Source organism: Actinoplanes sp. NPDC000266 (assembly GCF_042899005.1).
Taxonomy (GTDB): domain Bacteria; phylum Actinomycetota; class Actinomycetes; order Mycobacteriales; family Micromonosporaceae; genus Actinoplanes.
The window spans coordinates 395,603-413,146 of record NZ_JBIAZI010000001.1; the positions used below are offsets into that span (position 1 = coordinate 395,603).

Consider the following 17,544-nt stretch of genomic DNA (forward strand, 5'->3'; position numbering starts at 1 on the left):
CTCAGGGCCCGAGCAACGCCAGAGGGACGACGGCGACATCGTCGCGGCGCCGGTACGCGTGCTCGCCGGCGTAGATGACGACGGAGTCGATCAAGTCTTCGCCGATCCGGCTGCGCAGCCAATGGAGGTGCTTGGTGTCGGCGTCCTCGACGCGGTCAGCCAGCTTGATCTCAATGCCCAGCACTCTCCCGTCGGCGTGCTGAACTATGAGATCCACTTCGTGGGTGTTGTTGCGGGTCCGCAAGTGGCTCACCCGGCCTTCGGCCGCCTCGGCGTAGGTGTGGACGCTGAGCGCCACGAGGTGCTCGAACAGAGCGCCCAGAATCGTGCCTTCGGACAGGTTGGTACTTCCTTGTTCGGCCCGTAACAGCGCAGGGGCGTCGAGCCCCAGCAAGCGCGCGGCCAACGCCGGGTCGGCCAGGTGATGCCTGGCCGATTGGCCGAGCCGATCAAGGTGGTTATGGCCGGGAATCCACGGTGGCAGATCGTCGAGCAGCCACAAGGAGGACAAAGCATCGCGGTAGGCGAGTGTGGTTTCCTTGGCCGGTTTGTTGGCTAACCCAGCGGTAGCCGCGTCGAGGATCTTCGAGTAGGTCGTTGTCGTGGATGTCGCGGCGGCATATGCGGCAAGCCAGGCTCGTAATACAGCCGGACGGCGGACCGGGTAGCCCTGCTCAGGGAATTCCCGCTCTACGACGTTGTCCAGATAGGCGTCCAACTCGGCCCGGCGGACACGCGGCGGCAGCCCCCGGATGGCGGGGAAACCTGACGCGGTGATCTCCTCGACGTAGTCGGTCAGCCGTAGCGCGGTGCTCCCGCCGACGTCGCGATTGCCGGCCAGGAGCGCGGAGAGGCTGACGCTGGACGTCTCGATGTCTCGTTCCGCCACGCTAAGCGGGCGCATCCGCATCGGGACGATCCGTCCTGCGCCCGAGTGGATCACCGCGCCGCGAGGCGCCGAACTGCCGGCGATGATGAAATGCCCAGGCGGTGAGCCGGAATCTACCGCGCGGCGAACCTGGTCCCATACCTCGGGGAAACGCTGCCACTCGTCCACCAGCACCGGCCCCGGCAGGCGAGACATCTCTCTAGTCTTCCACGTGCACTGAACTTAGTCTTCCAATTGCACGTCGAGCATTGCCCGGCGCCTGAAGCTTTCAGCGGGTGGTGGCGCGGGCCACGATGTGGGCGGCTGGGGCCTCGTACACCTCGGGGGGTGAGCCGGCCATCGCCTCCAGCAGGGCGCCCGCGGCCAGCTCGCCTATGCGGCCCACGTCGTGGCTCATCGCGGACAGGGCCGGGACGGCCAGCTGGCACTGGGCCGAATCGTCCCAGGCCACCACCGAGACGTCGCCGGGCACGGACAAGCCGTGCTCGGCCAGGGCGTCCAGGGCGGCCAGGGCCATCACGTCGTTGTCGCAGACGATCGCGGTCGGCTCGGCCGGGATGAGCTCGGCGACGGCGGCGCGGCCCGAGTCGTACGAATAATCGCCGACCGTGCCCACCAGCCGCACGCCCCGGGCCTCGGCCTCCGCCTCGGCGCCGGCCTGGCGCAGCTGGGTGTGCGCGAACGTCGTCGGGCCGCTGATGTGGCCGATCACCTCGTGGCCCCGCTCGGCCAGGAACCGGATCGCCTCGCGGGCGAACCCGGCGTCGTCGGTCCAGACCGTGGGCAGGCCGGAGGCGGTCGACGGGGCGCCCAGCACGACCGCCGTCAGGCCCAGCGCGCCGACCAGGCCGACCCGGTCGTCGTCGGGGGCGAGGTCGACCAGCACCACACCGTCGACCCTGCCCTCGGCGGCCCATCGGTCGTACGTCTCGGCCTCGGCCGCCCGGTCGGTGACGACCTTGACGAGGACCGAGACCCCGGCCGGCGTCAGCACGCGCTCCAGGCCCTCGATGAACTCGTGGTAATACGGCTCCTCGCCGAGGACGCGGCCCGCGCGCGCGAGCACCAGGCCGACCCGCCTCCGCGCCGGTGTCACCCTCCGGTTCCCGTTCATCACGCGCTACGGTACCGCCATGGCACGTCGAGAAGCGCCCGCGGGCGGCCCGGGCAGCCGTGCCCTGATCGTGGACGTGATCCGGTCGGCCGAGCGGATCAGCCGGGTCGAGCTGGCCGAGGTGACCGGCCTGACCCAGCCGTCGATCTCCAACATCGTGCGCGACCTGATCGCCGACGGCATCGTGCACGAGACCGGCTCGGCCGGCTCGCTGCGCGGCAAGCCCCGCAAGCTGCTCGCCATCAACCCGGCCGACCACTTCGGGGTCGGCTTCGAGCTGGGCACCGACTCGGTGACCTGCGTGGCCATCGACCTGACGGGCGGTGTGGTGGGCCGCGAGGCGGTGCCGCTCGAGCCGGGCGACCTGCCGGGCCAGCTGGCCGCCCGCTTCGACGACTTCATCGCCGGCCTCGACCTGCCCCGCCACCGGGTGGAGGGCCTGGCCGTGGTGGCGCCGGCCACCGGCCCCTTCACCGAGTGGGGCACGATCGCCGACCGGCTGTCCGAGCGGCTCAAGCTGCCGGTCCTGGTCGAGAACGACGCGGCGGCGGCCGCCCTGGGCGAGTTCTGGAGCCGCCGGGTCTCCCGCGAGCAGTCGTTCGGCTGCGTCTACCTCTCCACGGGCATCGGCGCCGGCATGGTCTTCGGTGGCGCGCTGTTCCGCGGCGCCAGCTTCGACGCGGGCGAGCTGGGACACCTTTCGATCGCGTACGACGGAAGGCCGTGCCCGTGCGGAAACCAGGGCTGCGTGGAGAGGTACGCCTCGATGACCGCGACCGTCGACACGGCCCGCGCCCACCCCGCCCTGTCGGCCCGCCTGAGCCTGGACGGCACGGTCTCGTCGGCGTACGACGCCATCGCCCGGGCCGCGGTCAGCGGCGACCCGGACGCGCATGAGGTGATCGAGGAGGCGGCCGGCTATCTCAGCGTCGCCGTGACGTCGATGGTGAACCTGCTCGACCTGGGCCGCATCGTCCTGACCGGCCCCGGCGTGGCCGTGGCCGGCTCCATCTACGCCCGCCGCCTGCGCACCCACCTGGCCCGCACGGCCCACGCCCGTGGCCGCCACGAGGTCCAGGTCGAGCTCTCCGCCCAGCCCCGCAACGCCGCCGGCATCGGCGCTGCCGCCCTGGTCGTCCAGGCGTCGATCGCCCCGGGCCACACGCCGGGCATGCGCGGCTCATAACAGCAGGGGAAACAGCACCCCGGTGGCGGCGGCCCCGACCGCGGCGCCCGCGACCACCTGGCCCGGGGTGTGCTCCTTCAGCCGGACCCGCGCCCAGCCGACCGCGGCGACGAGGAGCCAGGCGGGTGACACGGCGGGACCGTAGATGACGGTGAGCGCGGCGATGGCCCCGGCCGCGATCAGCGCGTGCAGCGAGATGCCCCACCGCGCGAGAACGGTGATCGGCACGGCGACAAGCAGGGCGGCCACCATCGAGGCGATCAGGGCGAGCAGCTCCCTCGGCGCTCCGACCAGGGCCAGGGCAGCGGTTCCGAGCGCCGTGGAGAGCAGGATGACCAGCAGCGGCACGCGGCGCTGGGAGTGCACCACAGTGATCAATCGGGCCAGGCGCTGAGACGAGGGCGATGTGCGGGACATGTCCGACCTTGGTGCCGATGCGGGGGGAAAGGGCAGCATAGACGGACGTTCAGCGTGAGGTCAGTCTCGCTTCCTAGCGTGACTCGAAATCTCTTCGAAAGGAGGCCTGGCGATGGCGACCCGCGTCAATCGGCAGACCGTCGATCTGTCGTCCTATCCCGATCTGGCCGTGGTCTATCTGGGGATGCGCGTGAACCGGCTCTACGGGCTGCGCACCCTGATGGGCTACGGGCCGCAGATCGGGAAGTCGGCCGACGACACGCGCTCCGAACCGCACCGGCTCTGGTGGCGGAACTTCCTGCGGGACAGCGGCGGCACCGGCTTCTGGCACGAGACGTATCTGCTGCGCGGCGGCATGGAGGCGGTGTACGACGACATTCCGCAGCACCGGGGCTTCGCCGCCTTCGCCCCCGTTCATCCGGCGCGCGGCGCCATGTTCGGCTCGGCGGCCCGGGTCGGGCGGCCCCACGATGACACCACGCCGGTCGTCGCCGAGGATGATTTGTACGGCTGAGCGCATTCAGTCGCTGGTCAGTGCGCGGCCATACCTTCCGGCCCATGACTACTGACAGTCCAACAATTGTCCTGGTGCACGGCGCCTTCGCCGACGGCAGTGGGTTCACCGAGATCGCCCGGCGGCTCATCGCCGACGGCTATCCGGTGGTGGCGGCGGCGAATCCGCTACGAGGGCTCACCTCCGACGCCGCACAACTGAAAGCGCTGCTGGCGAGCATCGACGGGCCGATCGTGCTCGTCGGCCACTCGTACGGCGGGGCCGTGATCTCGACCGCGGCGACCGGCGACGAGCGGGTGAAGGCGCTGGTCTATCTGGCGGCGTTCGTGCCCGAGGTGGGCGAGAGCGCGCAGTCGCTGGTGGAGAAGTTCCCCGGCAGCACGGTGGACGAGTCGCTCAAGCCGGTGCCGCTGGGCGACGGCCAGGTCGACCTGTACATCGACCCGCGCGTCTTCCACCCGAATTTCGCCGCGGATCTGCCCGCGCGGGACGCCGCGATGTACGCCGTCACCCAGCGCCCGGCCGCCGGGGCCGCGCTGGGTGAGCCCGCCTCGGCTCCGCAGGCCTGGCACACCATCCGGAGCTACAACCTGATCAGCGGATCCGACAAGATCATCCCGGCCGCGGCGCAGGAGTTCATGGCCGAGCGTTCGGGGGCCACCGCTCAGGTGGTCGTGGGCGCCTCCCACATGGTCTTCGTCTCGCATCCGGACGAGACCGTGGCCCTCATCGAGACCGCGGCCCGGGAGTCGATGTGACGGCGAAGCAGAGCGACACCGCCATCCGATGGGGCCTCTGGTCGCACATCACCTGGTACGTCCTGGCCAACGTCGGCCAGGTCTTCACCTGGTACTACGCCACGCCCGGCAAGTTCTTCTGGCCCCTGTGGTCCATCGTGGGCTGGGGGATCGGGTTGCTCATCCACGTCTGGGCGGCACAGCGGACCCTGCGTCTGCGCGCGGCGAGCTGACCGCCTCGGCGCGGGCGCTCCGATCCAGGGTGTAGCGCCGCTGCAACAGGATCGCGACGGTCATGAGCGCGGCCGGTACGAGCGTGAAGCCGTACCGGACCGCGTTCAGGGCGGCGGGGGACTGCGCGACCTCCTCGCCGGCGCCCGTCGCCACGAAGCCACCGACGGCCAGCAGGGCCGAGAAGACGTACGGCCCGATCGCCCCTCCGGTCGCCTCGGCCGTCGTCCACACGCCGGTGTAGCTGCCGGCGCTGGCCGCGCCGCCGGGGCCGGCCGCGGCGATCACGTCGGGCACCATCGACAGCGGCATCAGCTGCATGGCGGCGAACGCGACGCCCAGCACGGCCACCGCGCCGATGACCACCGGCAGCCCGGCCCCGGCGCCCAGGGCCAGCACCACCGAACCGGCCACGAACGCGGCCTGCGCCGCGAGCAGGCCGCGCTGCTTGCCGAACCGGCGGGCCACCAGCACCCACAACGGCGTGGTCAGCACGGCCGGCGCCATGAACGCGCCGACGAGCAGCGAGGTGGAGCCGGGGCGGCCCAGCTCGTACTTGGCGAAGTACGGCATCGCGGCCAGCACCATGTTCATCGTGATGGCCACGGTCAGGTAGGACGCGGTCAGCGCCCGGAAATGCCGGTCCCGCAGCGCCACCAGCAGCCCGCCGCGATGACCGGGCTCGGCCGGGACGCCCGGCGCGGCCCGGTTGAGGCGGGCCACCCCGCCGATGCCGGCCAGCATCGCCGCCAGCATGACGGCCCCGAACACCAGCGACATCCGGGCGTAGCCGTCGCCGTCCGCGAGCAGCGGCGCGACCACCCCGGCGACCAGCACGCCGACCGTGATGACCACGTTGCGGTAGCCCATCAGGCGGGTCCGCTCGTGATAGCTGATCCCGAGGTCGGCCGGCGTGGCCAGGTACGAGACCTGATAGCAGGCGTAGAGCAGGTTGCCGGCGACGAACACCACGCCGACCCAGACGGCGGCGGCGGTGCCGCGCAGACCCGCGGGCACCGCGAACAGCGCCACGAAGGTGACCACGACCAGGCAGCCGACGGCCATCAGGCGCAGCCGGTGGCCGTTGCGGGCGCGATCGGAGTCGGAGAGCCGCCCCACCCACGGGTGCAGGACGACGTCGATGATGTTCGGCAGGAGCAGGGTCAGGCCCGCGACGAGCGGCGGCACGGCCAGGATGTCGGTCAGGAAGTAGAGCAGGAAGATGCCGGGCACGGTGACCCAGACGCCCATACCGATCGAGCCGGCGGCGAACGGCACCAGGGCCCGCAGTGGAAGCCGGGAAGCTGTCATCTGAAGGCCACCGCCAATCGCCGTACGGCCTCCCGCAGCTCCGCGGGGGTGCGGTCGCTGTAGGAGAAACGCAGATGCCGCGCGGCCGAACGCTGGTCCGGGCCGGCCGCGAAGAACTCGCCCTGCTGGTAGACGACGCCGTTGGCGGCCGCCCGCCGGAACAGGCCGGCGGGGTCGATGCTGTCGTCGGTCAGCCGTGGCCAGAGGAACAGGCCACCCTCGGGCGCCCGGATGTCGAGAGCGTCCGGCAGGTGCTCGCGCAGGGCGTCGACCAGGACGCCGGCGCGCTGCCGGTACAAGGTGGTGGCGTCCCGGACGACCTGGTCGTACAGGCCGGCCGTGACGAAACGCTCGACGATCGCCTGGGTCACCGACGAGGTGTGTACGTCCAGGCGGTTCCGCAGCCGGATCACCGGGTCGACGAGGTGCTCGGGCAGCACCATCCACCCCACCCGCCAGCCCGGTCCGAGGGTCTTGGTGAAGGTGTTGACGTGGATCACCCGGTCCGAGGCGTTGAAGGCCGCAACGTCAAGATCTTCACCGGCGAAACGCAGTTCCCTGTACGGGTTGTCGGCGATCACATAGAAGCCGTACCGCTCCGCGAGCTCGACCAGGGCCCGGCGCTTCTCCGCGGACAGGCTGACCTGGGCCGGGTTGTGGAAGTCGGGAACCGTGTAGGCGGCCGCGATCCGGTCGCCGGCCTTGAGCCGCGCGGCGAGGTGCTCGACGTCGAAGCCGTCGGCGACCACCGGCACCGGCAGCAGCCGCGTCGTGGCGATCTCCAGCGCCCACAGGAAACCGGGGAAGACCGGATCGTCCACGGCGACCGTGGCGCCGCGCTCGACGACGGTCAGCACGGCCAGGGTGAGCCCGTGCATGCCGCCGTTGGTCACCACCACCCGGGCCGGGTCGACGCCCTCGCGCCGGGCGATCCAGTCGCGCAGCGCCGGGAAACCGTGTGCCGGCGAGTATTGGAGGGCGGCCGAATCCTTCCACACGTCCGCCGACACCTGGGCGAAGGCTTCGGCCGGCAGGGCTTCGAGAGCGGGGACGCCGCCGAGCAGCCGGATCGCGCCGGGCGGCGGAGCGAAACTGGCCCGCACGAAGCCCTTCGGCGCGTTCAGCCCCCGCGAGAGGGCGGTCAGGTCGGTCATGCGTCGGCTCCCAACTCCGCGAGAAAGCGTTCGGCGCGCCGGGCGAACAGGAAGGACCCGCTTGCGGCGGACCGCGACCGGGCCCGCTCGGCGGCAGCCCGGACCGCGGCCACCGGCTCACCGCGCGTCTGAAGCAGGCGTGCCCTGATCAGCAGGAGCAGCCCCTCGGCGTACCGCTGGCCGTGGTCCCAGACGGCCTGGTCGGCCCGGTCGAGGGCCCGGGCCGCGTCGTCCGGCCGCCCGGTCGCCAGCCACATCTCGGCGATCAGCCCGTACTGATAGGCGATGCCCCACTGCGGAGGGTCGAGCAGGCTGGCGGCGAGGAGTCGTTCGGCGTCGGCCGCGGCCTGGCTGTCCCCGGTGAGGGCGCGCGCCCAGCACCAGTACTGCTGGATGTAGTGCTCCAGCTGGGATCCGAGCCGTTCGAGCCCGGCCGCGAACCATCGTTCCCCGGCGGCGAGGGCCCGGACCGGGTCGCCGTCCATCGAAGCGATCATGGCCGTGTAGTAGACCCACACCGAGGCCGCGTACGGATCGTTCGGCGTGTCCCAGGTGTCGACGAAGGCCAGCGCCGCCGGGACGTCGCCGTGCAGCGCGGTCATCACCGCCCGCCACCCCGGCCCCTCCCCGGGGATGCGGCCGTCCCGGCGCATCGGTGTGGTCACCTCGGGCCCGGCCGGATCGTCACCGGTCAGGATCCGGTACGCCTCGCCGACGTTGCCGATGTCCCACTGGTGCAGGCCCCACGTGCTGCGGCCGTAGCGCCGGACGGCCGGATCGGACGACGACTCGGCCAGCTCGTGCATGCGCTCGGCCAGCCGTCCCCGGTCCTTGTCGAGCGCGGTGAAGGCGCCCATCACCCGGATGAAGAGGAAGTCGGCCGCCTCGGCGTCCCGGCCGAGGGTGCGGGCCAGATATTCGGCCCGGTCGAGCAGGCCGAACATGGAGGCGTCGTACTCGGCGTGGCGCCGGACGACGATGGCGAGCAGGGTGAGCGCGGACAGCTCCAGCTCCATGAGCCCGGCGGCCCGGGTGATCTGGACGGCCGACCGCAGCTGCCGGTTGGCCGATTCGAAGGCCAGCTTGTACGCCGCCCGGCGCCCGGCGCGGATCAGCGCCTGAGCGGTGCGGGCCGGCTCAGCCAGCGGGCCCGCGCTCCACAGGTGATAGGCGAAGCGTTCGGCGACGTCCTCGTCGTCGGCGTGGATCCGTTCGAGCGCGTCCGCGACGGCCAGGTGCAGACCGATGATCTGCTGCCGGGTCGTGGTCTCGGACACCGACTCGCGGACCAGGTCGTGCGCGAAGCGCAGCGAGGACGGGTCCTCCGGTCCCGGATCGAGCAGTCCGAGCGCCTGCAACGGTTCGAGGCTGCGCAGGCAGTCGGCGATGCCCACGCCGGCCGCGCTGGAGAGCAGCCGCAGGTCGACGTCGCGGCCGATGACCGCGGCCACGTGCAGCAGTTCCCGGGCCCGGTCGTCGAGGCCGGCCATCCGGTCGCGCACGACGTCGCGGACGGTGGCCGGCACGGGCACCTCACCGTCGCCGGCCTCGCTGAGGAGCCGGGACAACTCCCGGACGAAGAACGGATTTCCGCCCGTACGGTCGTGGATCGCCCGGGCCACGGCCTCGCCTGGATCGTGGCCCGACTCGGTGCGCACCAGGGCGGTCACGTCGCTCAGGCCGAGCGGGCCGAGCCGGATCCGGCGGTGGCCGGGCTGCCGTCCGGCCGCGGCCAGCACCCGGGCCAGGTCGGAGCCGACGACGGGGGCCCGGTTGCGCAGCGCGCCGACGATCGCGGCGCCGGCCGGGAGCCGGCCCACCAGATGGGCGAACAACCGCAGCGAGGCCATGTCGGCCCACTGGAGGTCGTCGAGGATCAGCAGCACCGGCCGCTGCCCGGCGGCCTGCCCGACCAGGTCGACCACCTGCTCGAACAGCCGGAACTGGGCGTTGCCGTCGGGCAGCGTCCGTTCCGTGCCGGTGCCCGGCCCGAGGAGCAGGCCGAGCTCGCCGGCCAGCCACTTCTCCCGGGCCGGGGCGGGCAGATCGTCGACGACCGCGCCGAGCGCCTGCTCCCACGGCCACATCGACGGCGTGCCGTCGCCCTCGAGGCACGCGCCCCAGACGACGAGCGCGTCGTGCCCGGCGGCCAGCGCGGCCGCCTCCTCGAGCAGACGGGTCTTTCCGGCGCCCGGCTCGCCCTCGACGATGGTGATCGCCGTGCCGCCGGCGGCGGCGCTGTCGACGGCACGCCGCAGCACGGCCACCTCGCCGGCGCGGCCGACCAGACCGGTGAGGCGCGGGACCGGGCCGGGCTCGGCCGGCGGCGAGGGCTGGGCCAGTACCTGGGGCTGGGCCAGCACCTGGCGCTGAGCCTCGGCCAGGGCCGGGCCGGGGTCGATGCCGAGCTCGTCGGCGAGGCGCTCGCGGACCGCGCGGTACACCGCCAGCGCCTCGGCCTGACGCCCGGCCGCGCCCAGGACCCGGACGAGAGCGGCCTGCACCGGCTCGTGGAACGGGGCCATCGACGCGGCCAGGTGCAGTGGGGCGGTCACGCTCTCGGGCCGGCCGAGGGCCACGGCCAGCTCGGCCGCGGCCGAGCACGCGTCGTAGAACTCGTTGTCGAGCGCGGTGAACAGGGCGGCCGGCCCGGTCCGGTCGGCGATGCCGGCGCCGGCCGGTCCACGCCACAGAGCGAGGGCCTCGGCGTAGTCGTCGAGCGCGGCCGGGCTGCGGCCACCGGCCCGGGCGGCGTCGACGAGCCGGCGGAAGGCGACCAGGTCGAGCACCTCGGGATCGGCCGTGAACAGGTAGGAGTTGCCGCGCCGGTGCAGGAAGGCGCCGTTCTCGCGGGCCGGCACGGCCGGCTCGAGCAGGCGCCGCAACGCGCCGACGTACTTCTGAATGACGTTGAGAGCGCTCGGCGGCACCTCATCGCCCCACATCAGGTCGATGAGCTCGCTCGTGCTGATCGGCCGTCCGGCCTCGGCCAGCAACAGGGCCAGCAGGTAGGCCTGCTGCGGCGGCCCGGCGTCGAGCTCGGCCCCGTCACGCCACACGCGCAACGGGCCCAGGAGCTGTAGCCACAGCGGCGGAGGGGTGGGACCTGGCACAGCAGCGGAATCTACCTGACCAGCACGTCCGCGCGGTTACGCGAAGCCGGGACGTTCAGTCTTCGTCAAGTCCCCGTTCCTAGCTTTCGCCGCATGACGGAAGAGCACTACGACGTCGTCGTCATCGGGTCGGGCGTCGGCGGGTTGGCCGCGGCCCGGGCGATCGCGGAGTTCGGCGGCAAGCGGGTCCTGATCCTGGAACAGCACTATCTGCCCGGCGGCATGACGCACGAGTTCTCCCGGGAGGGCCGATTCCTGTTCGGCACCGGGCTGCATTACATGAGCGCGGACGCCGGTCCGTTCCTCGACTATCTCACCGACGGGCGGGTGCAGCTGACCGCGCTTCCCGAGGCGTACGACGTACTCCATTTCCCGGATTTTGATTTTCCGGTCCCGGCGTCGGGGGAGAAGTTCCGCGCGAGCCTCAAGGCGGAGTTTCCCGGCGAGGCCGCGGCGATAGACCGATTCTTCCGTACGATGCGGTGGGCGCTGGCCGGGCTCATCACCCGCAACGTCTTCTCGTCGTTCCCGGCGCCGGTGCGGGCGATGGGGTTCCCGGTCATCCGGCGGATGTTCCCCTCGACGTACCGCTCGCTGTGGGACCAGGTCTGCCGTTCCTTCACCGATCCACGGCTGCGCGCGATCGTCGCCGCGCGCTGGGGCCTGTACGGGCAGCCGCCGTCGTCGAGCGCGTTCGGCTATCACGCCTCGGTGCCGCTGACCTTCTTCCTCGAGGGCACCTCGCATCCGGTCGGCGGGCCCAAGGAGATCGGTGACATCGCCCTGGAGGGCCTGGCCCGGCACGGCGTCGAGGTGCGCCTCAACCAGGAGGTCCGGAGCATCGAGGTCGAGCGCGGCCGGGTGTCCGGTGTGGAGGTGGCCGAACGCGCCACCGGCCGCCGCTACCGGGTGCGGGCCGGGACGGTCGTCTCGGCGGGTGGGGTACGGAACACGTACGCGCTGCTCGGCCCGCAGTCCCGGCCCGAATGGAACCGGGAGCTGGAGAGCCTGTCCGGGGAACCGTCGGCGCTGATGCTGTTCCTCGGGCTCGACCGGTCGCCGGCCGCGTTCGGCGCCGGTGGCGAGAATCACTGGTTCATGCCCGGACTGGACGACCAGACCGGCACTCTTTACGTCTCGTTCGCGTCACTGAACAACCCGGCGGCCCGCTTCCACACCATCGAGGTGCTGGAGCTGGTCGACCCGGCGGTCGTGGAGCGGTGGCGCGGCACCACCGAGGGGAAGCGGCCCGAGAGCTACGAGGCGTTCAAGGCCGAGGCGGCCCGCCGGCTGATCGACCGGCTGGACGTCCAATGGCCCGGCATCAAGGACGCCATTGTGTACGCCGAAGCGGCCACCCCGCTGACGTACGAGAACTATCAGCACAGCGTCCGCGGCTCCTTCTACGGGCTGCCGGCGACGCCGGCCCGGCTGCGGTCGGGGCTGGCCGGATGCCGTACGCCGGTGAAGGGCCTGTTCGTGGCCGGGCAGGACGCCTGGGGCCCCGGGGTGAACGCGGCCCTGGCCGGCGGCATCATGGCCGCCAACGCGGTGCTGCGCCCGTCGCGGCTGTCGACGATGTGGCGCACGATCCGGGGGCCGCGGCCGGAGCGCACCGGGCCGTGGCGGGGATTCCTGCGGGTGGCCGGCGTCGAGGAGCTGACCGCGGCCGTACGGAGGATCCGGCTCGAACCGCTCGGCGGCGGCGCCCTGCCGTTCACCTTCGAGGCCGGCCAGTACCTGAAGATCGACCTGCCGGTCGGTGTGGAGCCGATCGAACGGTCGTACTCGATCGCCAGCGGTCCCGGCACGACCGGCCACCTGGAGATCGGGGTGAAGCGGGAGCCGCTCGGCCTCGGGTCGGTGTTCCTGCACGACGAGCTGACCGGCGGCCTGGCGCTGCGGGTGTCCGGCCCGTACGGCGAGTTCACCTGGGCCGACCGGGACGGCCCGCTGCTGCTGATCGCCGGCGGCATCGGGATCACGCCGCTGATCAGCGTGCTCACGGCGGCCGCGGACGACGGCCATTCCGGCCCGATCACCCTGCTGCTGGGGTGCCGGAGCCGGGCCGAGGTGCCGTTCGCGCGGGAGCTGAAGGAGCTCGAGGCCCGGCTGCCGGGCCTGCGCACGGAGCTGTTCCTCACCGAGGCCGGCGGGCGCGGCCGCATCGACGTCGAGGCGCTGCGCCCGCACGTCGCCGGAGTGCGACGTGTCCATCTGTGCGGGCCGGCGCCGATGATGCGCGACGTGCTGGGTGCCCTGGCCGACCTCGGTGTGCCCCGGGAAGTCGTACACACCGAAGCCTTTGCCTCCGAGCGCGGCCGGCAGACCCGTCAGGAACGGGCGCACGCCGTCGCGCTCGCCGCGGGGACCTCGGCGTACACGATCCGGATCGGGGACGCCTCGTTCCCCTGCCGGCCCGGACAGACCCTGCTCGCCGCGGCCAACGCCGCCGCGGTGCCGCTCCCGCAGGACTGCGACGAGGGCGTCTGCGGCACCTGCCGGGTGCGGATCCTCTCCGGCTCGTACGAGACCGACGACCGCGGCATGTTCTCGGCCGCGGAACTGGACCAGGGCTGGCGGCTCGCCTGCCAGACCCTGCCCACCGAGGACCTGGCGGTCAGCCAGTGAACTACGTGTCGTTCTTCACCGAGTTCGTCCGCGATCCCCTGACGGTCGGCGCGGTGGCCCCGAGCAGCACCGCGCTGGCCCAGGTGGCGACGGCGGTGGTGCCCAGCACCGGCTCGCCCGTCGTCGTCGAGCTGGGACCGGGCACGGGGGCGTTCACCGGCGCCGTCCAGCACCGCCTGGCCGGCCGGGGCCGGCATCTGGCGATCGAGGTCAACCCCCGGTTCGCCGAACGGCTGGCGGAACGGTACCCGCACGTCGAGGTGGTCAACGCCGACGCGACGGCGCTCGCCGAAGTGCTGGAGAACCGGGGGATCGGGCCCATCGACGTCGTCGTCAGCGGCCTCCCGTGGGCGGCGTTCGCCGAGGGGCAGCAGCGCGACGTGCTCTCCGCGGTGGTCGCCGCCATGGCGCCGGACGCCGTCCTCACCACCTTCGCGTATGTCCACGCCCGATGGGCGCCACCGGCGCGGCGCCTGCTGCGCTCGCTGGAGTCCCGCTTCGACGAGGTCGTCATCGGCCGCACCGTGTGGGCGAACGTGCCACCGGCGCTGGTCTACCACTGCCGCCGCCCGAACCTACCCCTACCGATGGAGTTGACATGCTGAAATCTCTCCTGGCCGTCGCCGCGTCGAGCCTCATCGCGCTGACCGGCGCCGCGGCCCACGCCGGCGGGCACGCCGCCCGCAAGCCGACGGTCGTGCTGGTGCACGGCGCGTTCGCCGACAGCAGCGGCTTCGCCGCGGTGACCCGGCGGCTGCTCGCGGACGGCTACCCGGTGGTCGCCGCGGCCAACCCGCTGCGCGGGCTCACCTCCGACGCGGCGGCGGTGAAGGCGCTGCTGGCGAGCATCGACGGGCCGATCGTGCTGGTCGGGCACTCGTACGGCGGCGCGGTCATCTCCACGGCCGCCACCGGCGACCCGGACGTGCGGGCGCTGGTCTATCTGGCCGCGTTCGTGCCCGAGGCCGGCGAATCGGCCGAGGCCCTGGCCAACCGGTTCCCGGGCAGCACCGTGGGCCAGTCGCTCAAGCCGGTCCCGCTGCCCGGCGGCCAGGTCGACCTCTACATCAACCCGGCGCTCTACCACGCCAACTTCGCGGCCGACGTGCCCGCGCGCGACGCCGCCGTCTACGCGATCACGCAGCGCCCGGCCACCGGCACGGCGCTGGGCGAGCCCACCGCGGGCACGCCGGCCTGGCACACCATCCCGTCCTACAACCTGATCGCCGGCGCCGACCGGATCATCCCGCCCGCCGCCCAGCGCTTCATGGCCGAACGGTCGAACGCGAAGACCCAGGTCGTCCGGGGCGCCTCACATCTGGTGTTCGTCTCGCAGCCCGGCACGACCACGGCCTTCATCGAGAAGGCGGCCCGGGAGACGGCCCGCTGATCCGCTCCGGTCCGGCCCCGGCCCGCGGCGGCCGGGGCCGGACCGGCTTCAGTCCCGGGCGAGCGCGGCATGGACCGAGGAGACGGCGCTGGCGCCCTCGCCCACCGCGGTGGCCACCCGTTTGATTGAGCTGGAGCGCATGTCGCCGACGGCGAACACCCGGGGCGCGCTGGTGCCGAACGGCAACTGGCCGTCGGTGAGGATGAAGCCCTTGTCGTCCCGGGCCACGCCGGTCATCCAATCGGAGACCGGTTCGGCGCCGATGAAGCAGAACAACGCGCGGCAGTCGAGCCGGTCCCGGGCGCCATCGGACCGTTCGACGACGATGGACGTCAGTTCGCCGTCGCCGTCGAGGCCGCGCACGGCGGCGCCCGTGTGCGGCCGGATCGCCGGGTGTTTGCGGATCCGGTCGGTCAGATAGGACGACATGCGCGCACCCAGGTCGCCGGAGCGGACGATCAGGTCCACCGACGCGCCCCGGGCGGCCAGGGACAGCGCCGCCTGCCCGGCCGAGTTGGCGCCCCCGACGACGGTGACCGGCCGGCCCGCACAGTCACGGACGTCCAGTTCGGAGGCGGCGTACCGAATGCGCCCGCCCTTCTCGAAGCGGTCCCAATGCGCGATGTCGAGGCGCCGGTACTGCGCCCCGGTCGCCGCGATCACCGAGCGGGTCTCGATGCGCGAGCCGTCGGCCAGCAGCACCACCGGGCGGCGTTCGTCGGACAGGTCGAGGCCGGCCGCCGCGCACGGCGAGAAGATCCGGACGCCGAACTTGAGCGCCTGCACCATCGCGAGCCGGGTCAGATGCTCCCCGCTGACGCCCTGCGGGAAGCCGAGGTAGTTCTCGATCCGGGCGCTCTTGGCGGCCTGCCCGCCGATGCCCGCCGCGTCCAGCAGCACGGTCGTGAGGCCTTCGGACGCCGCGTACACGGCCGCGGCCAGCCCGGCCGGCCCGCCGCCGACCACGACGAGGTCGGCCGGTCGCCCGCCGGTGCGGTAGGTGAGGCCGAGCGCCTCGGCCAGCGTCCCGGGGGTCGCGCCGCGCAGGACTCGGCCGGTGACCGTCGCGGCGGGCAGGTCCGCGTCGCCGATCCCGGCCCGGCGCATCAACGTGTGGCCCGGCGCCGATCCCGCGTCGAGAAAGGCGTGCGGCAGCAGCAGCTGGGTGACGTACGTGCGCAGGTCCCGCGCGGCCGGGTCGCCGGGATGCCCGACGATTTCCAGGGCGTTGCCGGCCGAGGCGCGGATCGTGTCGCGGCGGGCCCGGAACGCGGCGATCAGGACGTCGGCGATGTCGACCTCCTCGGCCAGGACTCGCCGCAGCGCCGTCGCGGTGATCCGCACGACCGTGCCGGCGGTGACGACGCGGGCGGTCAGGTAGACGTGCTGCCCGGTGAGCAGGCTCAACTCGCCGAGGAAGTCGCCCGGCCGGCCCTGGTAGATCCGGCGTTCCGGTTCCAGCGCGGTCGCCTCCCGGACGATGTCCACCGTCGCCGAGCGGAGCAGGAAGAGGTCGTACGTGTCGTCGCCGGCCGTGTAGAGCGCGTGGCCCGCCTCGGCGTGCTTGTCGGTGCCGGCCGCGGCGAGCCGCCGGAACTGTTCGTCGTCGAGCCTCACCGCGGTTCGCCCCGGCGGGCGATCGTGGTCAGGAAGAGCGCCAGGCCCGCCGTGGTCAGCAGGAAGCCCGCCCAGACCGTGGACAAAGGGCCCCATCCGGCGTTCAGTGTGATGGCCCCGCCGATCGCGCCGAGGGAGTTGGCCAAGTTCAGGGCGGCCAGGTTGAGCGCGCCCATCAGCGCCGGCGCGTCGGGGGCGAAGCCGGTGAGCCGCACCTGGATGGCCGGGATGGCGTACATCATGGTGGCGCCGACACCGAACAGGCAGGGCAGCAGGACCGTCAGGCTGCTCCCGGCGACGCCGATCAGCACGAGCAGCACGAGGACCGCGCCGTATCCCTGGATCAGCGCCCGGTCCGGATGACGGTCGGCCGTGCGCCCGCCCAGGTAGTTGCCGGCCGCCATGCCCAGGCCGAAGACGGCCAGCGCGATCGGGATCAGCGAGGCGTCCCGCCGTACGGCGTCGGTGATGAACGGGCCGATGAAGGTGTACACCGCGAAGATGCTGGAGATGCCGAGCGCCGCCACCGCCACCATCAGCCAGACGTTCACCCGGCGCAGCGCGCCGAGCTCGTTCGCGATCGAGCCGCCGTGCAGGGCGCTGGTACGGGGCAGCCAGGCCACCAGCGCGACCCCGGCCGCCAGGCCGAGGCCGGCGACGGTCCAGTACATGGCCCGCCAGCCGGCCTCCTGGCCGATGAAGGTGCCCAGCGGGGAGCCGATGATGGTGGCCACGGTGAGCCCGCCCATCACGGTCGCGAAGGCTTTGCCGCCACGGCCGGGCCCATAGACGTACGCCGCCACGACCGCACCCGCCCCGAAGAAGGCGCCCTGCACACTCCCGGCCAGGAACCGGAAGAGGACGAGCAGTTCGATGGTCGGCGCGACCGCCGACAGCCCGTTCCCGGCCAGGAACAACACGATCAGGCCGAGCAGCAGGGAACGCCGGTTGACCCGGGCCGCGAGCAGGGTGATCGCCGGTGAGCCGATCACCACCCCGAACGCGTACGCGGTGATGGCGTACGTCGCCACCGGGACCGACACGTCGAGGTCGGCCGAGAACAACTGGATGATGCCGTTGCTGCCGAACTCGCCGGTGCCGATCGCGAAGGTGCCCAGGGCGAGCGCGACCAGCGTCAGCCGGGGACGGCGGATCGGAGCGGCCGCGTCGTGGCGGCTCTCCTCGGCGGCGCATTGGCTTTCGAAAGCTTGTTGATGCATGGGCCGGATGCTGGTGGCGG

General features: G+C 72.7%; 15 protein-coding genes. 7 read left to right on the top strand and 8 right to left on the bottom strand.

What is annotated here, in order from left to right; translation table 11 throughout:
- Position 1 precedes the first annotated feature (1 nt).
- Together ACFY36_RS01475 and ACFY36_RS01480 are read right to left on the bottom strand one after the other, a co-directional pair.
- Positions 2 to 1,084 (bottom strand): ATP-binding protein, encoded by a 1,083-nt coding sequence (locus tag ACFY36_RS01475; protein WP_499743910.1) that lies wholly within the window; start codon positions 1,082 to 1,084, stop codon positions 2 to 4.
- 73 nt (positions 1,085 to 1,157) lie between these two features.
- The gene (locus tag ACFY36_RS01480; protein ID WP_499743911.1) at positions 1,158 to 2,003 is read right to left on the bottom strand and encodes a LacI family DNA-binding transcriptional regulator; all 846 of its coding nucleotides are present in this window, start codon (positions 2,001 to 2,003) and stop codon (positions 1,158 to 1,160) included.
- A gap of 19 nt (positions 2,004 to 2,022) precedes the next feature.
- On the opposite strand from ACFY36_RS01480, the gene ACFY36_RS01485 reads away from it, so the two are divergent.
- Positions 2,023 to 3,189 (top strand): ROK family transcriptional regulator, encoded by a 1,167-nt coding sequence (locus tag ACFY36_RS01485; protein WP_499743912.1) that lies wholly within the window; start codon positions 2,023 to 2,025, stop codon positions 3,187 to 3,189.
- Here the strand turns inward: ACFY36_RS01485 and ACFY36_RS01490 are convergent.
- Entirely contained in the window at positions 3,184 to 3,606 is a 423-nt protein-coding gene (locus tag ACFY36_RS01490; RefSeq protein WP_499743913.1) for a hypothetical protein, read from the bottom strand. The genes ACFY36_RS01485 and ACFY36_RS01490 overlap by 6 nt on opposite strands.
- Positions 3,607 to 3,718: 112 nt before the next feature.
- Between ACFY36_RS01490 and ACFY36_RS01495 the strand changes: the two genes are divergently transcribed.
- From ACFY36_RS01495 to ACFY36_RS01505, 3 genes are read left to right on the top strand one after another with little or no spacing between them, the layout of a single operon-like run.
- Positions 3,719 to 4,120 carry a monooxygenase family protein gene (locus ACFY36_RS01495; RefSeq protein ID WP_499743914.1) on the top strand — a complete coding sequence of 134 codons (402 nt, stop codon included), beginning with the start codon at positions 3,719 to 3,721 and terminating at the stop codon, positions 4,118 to 4,120.
- Positions 4,121 to 4,164: 44 nt separating this feature from the next.
- Entirely contained in the window at positions 4,165 to 4,878 is a 714-nt protein-coding gene (locus tag ACFY36_RS01500) for an alpha/beta fold hydrolase (RefSeq protein WP_499743915.1), read from the top strand.
- Positions 4,875 to 5,090 (top strand): 2TM domain-containing protein, encoded by a 216-nt coding sequence (locus ACFY36_RS01505; protein WP_499743916.1) that lies wholly within the window; start codon positions 4,875 to 4,877, stop codon positions 5,088 to 5,090. Before ACFY36_RS01500 ends, ACFY36_RS01505 begins: the two co-directional genes overlap by 4 nt.
- On the opposite strand, the gene ACFY36_RS01510 is transcribed toward ACFY36_RS01505, so the two are convergent.
- Genes ACFY36_RS01510 through ACFY36_RS01520 form a run of 3 tightly spaced genes read right to left on the bottom strand, consistent with a single transcriptional unit; the run spans position 5,038 to position 10,666 of the window.
- The gene (locus ACFY36_RS01510; RefSeq protein WP_499743917.1) at positions 5,038 to 6,399 is read right to left on the bottom strand and encodes an MFS transporter; all 1,362 of its coding nucleotides are present in this window, start codon (positions 6,397 to 6,399) and stop codon (positions 5,038 to 5,040) included. The two genes, ACFY36_RS01505 and ACFY36_RS01510, sit on opposite strands and share 53 nt — an antisense overlap.
- A complete protein-coding gene (locus ACFY36_RS01515) occupies positions 6,396 to 7,553 on the bottom strand; it encodes an aminotransferase-like domain-containing protein (RefSeq protein ID WP_499743918.1) in 1,158 nt (385 codons plus the stop codon). The genes ACFY36_RS01510 and ACFY36_RS01515 overlap by 4 nt, the downstream gene beginning before the upstream one ends.
- Complete coding sequence (locus ACFY36_RS01520) at positions 7,550 to 10,666, bottom strand: BTAD domain-containing putative transcriptional regulator (RefSeq protein WP_499743919.1); 3,117 nt, start codon at positions 10,664 to 10,666, stop codon at positions 7,550 to 7,552. Before ACFY36_RS01520 ends, ACFY36_RS01515 begins: the two co-directional genes overlap by 4 nt.
- A 93-nt stretch (positions 10,667 to 10,759) precedes the next feature.
- Between ACFY36_RS01520 and ACFY36_RS01525 the strand changes: the two genes are divergently transcribed.
- From ACFY36_RS01525 to ACFY36_RS01535, 3 genes are read left to right on the top strand one after another with little or no spacing between them, the layout of a single operon-like run.
- Positions 10,760 to 13,297, top strand: coding sequence for a 2Fe-2S iron-sulfur cluster-binding protein (locus ACFY36_RS01525; protein WP_499743920.1), 2,538 nt, complete (start codon positions 10,760 to 10,762; stop codon positions 13,295 to 13,297).
- Complete coding sequence (locus ACFY36_RS01530) at positions 13,294 to 13,902, top strand: class I SAM-dependent methyltransferase (protein ID WP_499743921.1); 609 nt, start codon at positions 13,294 to 13,296, stop codon at positions 13,900 to 13,902. The genes ACFY36_RS01525 and ACFY36_RS01530 overlap by 4 nt, the downstream gene beginning before the upstream one ends.
- Entirely contained in the window at positions 13,896 to 14,687 is a 792-nt protein-coding gene (locus ACFY36_RS01535) for an alpha/beta fold hydrolase (protein ID WP_499743922.1), read from the top strand. The genes ACFY36_RS01530 and ACFY36_RS01535 overlap by 7 nt, the downstream gene beginning before the upstream one ends.
- A 48-nt stretch (positions 14,688 to 14,735) precedes the next feature.
- On the opposite strand, the gene ACFY36_RS01540 is transcribed toward ACFY36_RS01535, so the two are convergent.
- Complete coding sequence (locus ACFY36_RS01540) at positions 14,736 to 16,304, bottom strand: FAD-dependent oxidoreductase (protein ID WP_499743923.1); 1,569 nt, start codon at positions 16,302 to 16,304, stop codon at positions 14,736 to 14,738.
- On the bottom strand, positions 16,301 to 17,524 hold the full coding sequence (locus tag ACFY36_RS01545; RefSeq protein ID WP_499743924.1) for an MFS transporter: 1,224 nt from the start codon (positions 17,522 to 17,524) through the stop codon (positions 16,301 to 16,303). Before ACFY36_RS01545 ends, ACFY36_RS01540 begins: the two co-directional genes overlap by 4 nt.
- Between the last annotated feature and the right edge of the window lie 20 nt (positions 17,525 to 17,544).